This window comes from Kitasatospora sp. NPDC004799 (assembly GCF_040609095.1).
Classification (GTDB): Bacteria; Actinomycetota; Actinomycetes; order Streptomycetales; family Streptomycetaceae; genus Kitasatospora.
Genome location: NZ_JBEXJK010000520.1, coordinates 1 through 5,099, shown reverse-complemented (window position 1 = coordinate 5,099; position 5,099 = coordinate 1). Strand labels below are relative to the sequence as shown.

The following is a 5,099-nucleotide window of genomic DNA, read 5'->3' as shown; positions in this document are numbered from 1 at the left end:
GCTCGGATGTCGGCGTTCTCGGCGCGGACGTGGCTGCGCGTGGCGCGTTCGAAGGCGCGGGCGGCTTCTCGGAGTTCGGTCCGGGTGGCGGCCGGGGAGGTCTGGGCGAGGGCGTCGAGGAGTTCGCCGGCGCCGACGAGCTGGGCGGCGGCTTCGTCGTCGTCCTGGTCAAGGACGGCGAGGGTGCGCTCGGCGACACCGGCGGCATCCCGACGGCCTCGGGCGGGAGCGGAGCGGGCGGTGCGGGCCGGACGGTCGTCCGGCTCCGGGGTTGCGGTGGCCGGTGCGGCTTCGAGGCGGCGGCGGATTCGGGGCAGGGAGAGGTCGGGGGCGAGCTTGGACCCGGAGAACCAGATGGGCTCGCCGGTACGGTTGCGGTCGCCGGGCAGGGCGACGTTGTAGCCGATGAGGTCACCGGATGGCAGATGGCGGAGCTTCACGCGCAGGCCGGCTTCGCGTAGGCGGGTGAAGAACTCCTGCTCGTTGTCGGCTCCTGCGAGGGCTTGGCGGACAGCTTCGCGCAGGGTTTCCCGTGGGGTCTCGGTGCGGCCGGTGCGTTCGGCTTTGAAGTGCTCCTGGCTGGTGGGGTTCTTGGCGGCGGTGCCGTCGCCGGGGTTGAGCCGGCGCAGGCCGTACTCCTTCTCTATGAGGCGGGCTTCGGCCTGGGCCTTGCGCCGGTCGAAGGAGAGGTTGGCGAGACGGCCGTCCTGACGGACGAGGGTGGCGGCGATGTGGATGTGGTCGTCGGCGTGGCGGACGGCGACCCAGCGGCAGGCAGCAGTGTCGCCTTCGGGGGCGATGCCGGTGGCGTGGACGATGCGCCGGGCGATGGTGGCCCACTCGGCGTCGTCGAGGTACCGGTCACCGGGGGCGGTTCGGAGCGAGCAGTGCCAGATGCTGGTGGCCGGTGCCTGCTGGCCGAGGGCTTTGACCGGCTGGTCGAGCTGGTTGGCGAGCTTGGCGACCTGGTGGCGCTCCGGGTTGGGGCCCGGGTCGGGCGCGAAACCGTTCCAGGAGGCGACAAGGTGCTGGTCGGTGTGCTCCTCGTGCCTGCCGGGGCCGAAGAGGTAGTCGATGAGCGGGAAGGCGCGGTCGGTGCCGGTGCGGATCTTGGGGATCACCTGCGGATGAGCCAGTCGACGGCGCCGTCGACCGCGTCGATTGAGGCTTCGACGCGGGCCAGGAGCTGCCGCAGCTCGGCGCCCGGCTGGCCTCCGGCGTTCACGTAGTGGGCGAGCTGGTTGAGGTTGTTGCCCACGGCGCCGAGCTGGCGGTTGGACTCCATGAGTTCCTGGATGCCGCGCCGGTAGTCGGCGACCGCGGCGCTCGGGTCGGTGCTCGTGGCGGCGGCGAGGGTGGCGGCCGCCGAGAAGCCGCCCGGGGCGAGGTCCGCGTAGTCGGCGGCCTGTTGGACTGCGGCCCACTCGGCGTCGCTGAAGCGCAGGCTGACGCAGGTGCGACGCTGGCTGGTGTGGCGGGGACGGCGGCGGCGCGAGCTGGCGCGGGCAGCGGTCGGCTGCTGCTCGTCCTCCCCCGTGGTCGGCACCCCTGGGCCGACTCCCCGGCCGGCAGCAGGCCCCCCTGGGTCTGCCGCCGACCGGAGTGCCGCCGACCCATTCGGGGCGGTGGCGGGGTAAGCATGGCTTACCCCACAACTTGCTCCGCCAGGAGCCCGATCGCGGTCGCTCTCCGGTCCAGGGGTGGTGCTGTCCTGGGCGGCGGCGGTCATCGGCTGGCCTCGGTGTCGTGCTGGCGGATGTCGAGGAGCAGTTCCTCGATGAAGTCGAGGGCGAGGACGGGGTGGTGGAGGGTCCAGGGGCGGGAGCGCCGGTCGTGCTGGACACTGCGGGCGCCGTCCGGGCCGGTTTCGACGCGGTGGAGGTGGCCGCGATGGGTGAGGACGGCAAGCCAGGCGTCCGCCTCGGCCCAGGTCGCGGGGGTGGTGCGCATGGTGGGGTGCTCCCGTTCAGCGGTGGTGTGGGCAGGTGACCGCCGGGGTGGCTTGGTCGGTCACCCCGGCGATCCGGTGTCGGTCAGTCCCGGCTGGCGGTGACCGGCTGACCGTGCTGTTCGCGGAGCTGAGCCATCAGCCGGGTCAGCGTGTCGCTGGACAGCGGGATCTGCTGACCGCGGATCGCCTCGGCGACCACCTTGCGGGTCAGCTTGTCCTCTTCCCTGACCGCCTGCCGTGCGATCTTCAGCAGGTCCTCGGTGTCCAGGTCAGGGCGGCGGTCACCGTCCCGGTCAGTGACCTGCGGAGCGGTGACCGAGGGCTTGACCGGCTGACCGGCGACCTCGGCAAGGCTGACCTGCGGGGCGGTGACCGGCTTCTTGTCCACCGGTCGCTCGGTGACCGGCGCCGTGGTGTCCGGGTGACCTCGCAGGTCAGAGGGCTTGGTCAAGCTGACCGAGCTGACCGGGTTCAGCTGGGGCTGCGGCCTCGGTGCAGTGACCGGATGGCTGACCGGCTGCCCGCCCTCCGGGTGGCCGGCGCTGTCCTGACCGCTGGTCAGTGCGGCCGGTCGCTCGGTCAGGTCAGCCTTGGTGGTGGTCTGACCGGGGTCACCCTCTGCGGCTCGGTCACCGTGACCGTCCGGGTCAGCGAGGCTGACCGGTCCGCGAGCGATGAGGATGTAGAGGTGGACGGCGCCGGCCAGGGCGAGCGGGGCGATCGTGGAGAGCACCGCGACCACCGCGTCGCCCAGCCGCAGACCTCCGTCTCCGGCGTGCAGCTGGTTCAGCCGGATCGCGTGCAGGGCGTTGGCCCACAGGCTCGCCCCGGTGGCCACGCCGAAGAGCGTCCAGACGTAAGCGCGGGCGCGCAGCGGGGCGTCGCGCAGGACGAGCAGAGCGCGGACACCGTAGGCGATGAAACCGTCGATGACCAGCGGGAAGAGGTAGGTGAGGGGGCCTCGGACGTGGATGGCGACTGCCATCTGCTGGAGGGCGTCGTACGAGAGCGCGCAGCCGGCGGCGCCGAGGGCGATGACGACGGCGCGGTCCCAGCCGGTGATGCGGGCGGAGGCCGGTATCGCGGCGGTGGCGTTCACGCAGCCGTCCCGTAGGCGTCACGGTTGAGGTGCTCGTTGGTGTCGGCGGGCGAGGCCGTGCGGCCGGCTTCTTCGGCGATCCGCCGGTGGCGTATCGCGCGGCCGGTCTCGCGGTAGAGCCGTAGGGCGTGCTCTTCGGTGATCTTGAGGAGCCAGGCGAGGCGTTCGACGGGGACGTCCTGGCGGTAGCCCGCGAGGACGACGGCGCGGCGCTCGGCCCGGGTGAGGTGGATGTCGCGTCCGGCGAGGGTGTCGTTGACGCGGCTGTAGTCGAGGCGGTCGTTGATCTTGGCGTGCAGGGGTTCGCGTTCCTCCTCGGTGAGGCCGCCCCGGATGCCGTGGGTGTCGCCGGCTTCGAGGGCGGCGTCCAGGCAGGCACGGGCGACCGGGCATTGGGCGCACAGGGCCTTGGCAGTGGCGATCCTGTCGGCGTCCTCCGGCCCGGGGAAGAAGGTCTCCGGGTCGACGGGGTTGTACTCGGTCGGGGTGCAGACGGCCTGGTCCTGCCAGGAGTGGTCGCCGAGGGCGCGGTGGCGGGCAGGGCTGGTCGTGGTGGTCATGAGAGGTTGCTCCGATCGCTCTCCGCGCGCGAGGTCGGCGTCGGCGGAGAGGTGCGCTGGGTCGGTGGAGGTCGGGCGGCTCGCCGTGGTTGCGGGCGGCCGGGCGCGGCGGCGGCTCAGGCGGCGCGCGGGAGGCGTCTGCGGTCGACCGGCTCGAACGCGACCCGGGTGGTCATCTGGGCGAGCCGGGAGGTGACACGGTCACCGAGGCAGGTACGCAGGTCCTTGATCGGCAGGTTGGTGGTGATCAGGGTCGGGAGCAGGCTGTTGTAGCGGCGGTTGATCAGCCGGTAGGTCTGCTCTTCGACGAACTCCGAGCTCTTGGCGGCGCCGAGGTCGTCGAGGATCAGCAGCGGCACCCGGCTGTAGGCGGCGAGGACCCGCTCGGCGTCGGTGTCCGAGCTCGGCCGCAGTTCGGCGTAGAGGTCGGCGGCGGTGGTGGCGCGCCAGCGCACGCCGATGCCGGCCTGGACGAGGGCGCGGACGGCACCGTACGCCTCGTGGGTCTTGCCCGCGCCGACCACCCCGGCCATCAGCAGGCTGGGGCCGGTGGCGACCTGGCAACGGGCGCCGAGGCTCGGGGCGGCGGCCTGGGCGGCGACCTGCCGCACCCAGGCGAGCACCTGGGGGTGCTGGGCGACCGCGTCGCGGTAGCGCGGCGGCAGCCCGGCGGACAGGGCTTCCTCCGGCGAGTACGGCTCCGGCTCGTCCGGGAGGGCGTCGACCGTGTGCTGGTCGATGCCCCGGGCGGCGAGGATGCGGGCCATCCGGTCGAGCACCGAGGGGGCGTCGGCGAGGGTCTGCGGGTCGCGGTGGGTGCGCATCACAGCTCCTCGGCGTAGGCGACGGCGGCGTCGACCGGGTTGGTCCACGCCTGGTGGGCGGGCACGTTAGGCCGGATCCCCGGCCGGGCCAAACCGGCGCCTCGTGCGTTCATGGCGTCGTTGACCAGGCTCGGCAGCCGGGACGGGTGGCCCTGGATCTCGGCGTAGCGCCGCAGCCCGGAGCGGATGTGCTCGGCGGCGATGCCCTCGTTCAGCAGGGTCTTGATGACCTTGCCGAGGTGGCCGAGCACGCTGCCCGGCGGGCGCTCGGCGCAGGCGGCGACGTACTCGCCGATCAGCTGGCCGGCCGAGACGGTATCCGCGTCGGGCGCCTGGCGCCCCGTAGGGGAAGAAGATCCAGGATCCAAGATCCTGGATCCAGGCGCCGAGCCCTCGTCGAGGGTTCGGCAAACCTTCGGGGAGACTTCGCCGAATGCCGCCTGACCTGCGGCTTTCCGGGGAGTCGGAACCGATTTGCGCTCGGCGTCGATCGCCTGGTCCGCCGGTTCGGCGGGGGGCGCCGGGAAGTGCTCCCTCGGCTGCTGGAGAGCTGGCGGAGGATTCGCCGAGGTCTCGGCGAATCAGACCCCCGGCACCGGGCCGCCACCGCCCACCCGCCCCCGCCCGCAACCCGGGGGGCCCCCGGGTATGGAAGGGCCCGTGAG

The 5,099-nt window shown here is 73.0% G+C and carries 6 protein-coding genes and 1 pseudogene; all 7 read right to left on the bottom strand.

Translation table 11 applies throughout. From position 1 onward, the window contains the following. Positions 1-1,121 (bottom strand): relaxase/mobilization nuclease domain-containing protein (locus ABZW03_RS36995; protein ID WP_355268685.1); only part of this gene is annotated, 1,121 nt, incomplete at its 3' end. Further along, positions 1,118-1,546 (bottom strand): MobC family plasmid mobilization relaxosome protein, encoded by a 429-nt coding sequence (locus ABZW03_RS36990; RefSeq protein WP_355268683.1) that lies wholly within the window; start codon positions 1,544-1,546, stop codon positions 1,118-1,120. The genes ABZW03_RS36990 and ABZW03_RS36995, both read right to left, overlap by 4 nt. A 179-nt stretch (positions 1,547-1,725) precedes the next feature. Further along, the gene (locus ABZW03_RS36985; protein ID WP_355268681.1) at positions 1,726-1,950 is read right to left on the bottom strand and encodes a hypothetical protein; all 225 of its coding nucleotides are present in this window, start codon (positions 1,948-1,950) and stop codon (positions 1,726-1,728) included. A gap of 83 nt (positions 1,951-2,033) precedes the next feature. Beyond that, entirely contained in the window at positions 2,034-3,050 is a 1,017-nt protein-coding gene (locus ABZW03_RS36980; protein ID WP_355268680.1) for a DUF2637 domain-containing protein, read from the bottom strand. Continuing rightward, positions 3,047-3,610: a WhiB family transcriptional regulator gene (locus tag ABZW03_RS36975; RefSeq protein WP_355268678.1), complete on the bottom strand. Its 564-nt coding sequence runs from the start codon at positions 3,608-3,610 to the stop codon at positions 3,047-3,049. The genes ABZW03_RS36980 and ABZW03_RS36975 overlap by 4 nt, the downstream gene beginning before the upstream one ends. A gap of 116 nt (positions 3,611-3,726) precedes the next feature. After that, positions 3,727-4,434: an ATP-binding protein gene (locus ABZW03_RS36970; protein WP_355268676.1), complete on the bottom strand. Its 708-nt coding sequence runs from the start codon at positions 4,432-4,434 to the stop codon at positions 3,727-3,729. Continuing rightward, positions 4,434-4,889 (bottom strand): annotated as a pseudogene (locus tag ABZW03_RS36965) (hypothetical protein); the annotation flags it as partial. The pseudogene ABZW03_RS36965 and the gene ABZW03_RS36970, both read right to left, overlap by 1 nt. Between the last annotated feature and the right edge of the window lie 210 nt (positions 4,890-5,099).

Coding starts and splice junctions, on each gene's coding strand:
- ABZW03_RS36985 (WP_355268681.1), bottom strand. CDS start 1,950: ATGCGCACCACCCCCGCGACCTGGGCCGAGGCGGACGCCTGGCTTGCC.
- ABZW03_RS36975 (WP_355268678.1), bottom strand. CDS start 3,610: ATGACCACCACGACCAGCCCTGCCCGCCACCGCGCCCTCGGCGACCAC.
- ABZW03_RS36970 (WP_355268676.1), bottom strand. CDS start 4,434: ATGCGCACCCACCGCGACCCGCAGACCCTCGCCGACGCCCCCTCGGTG.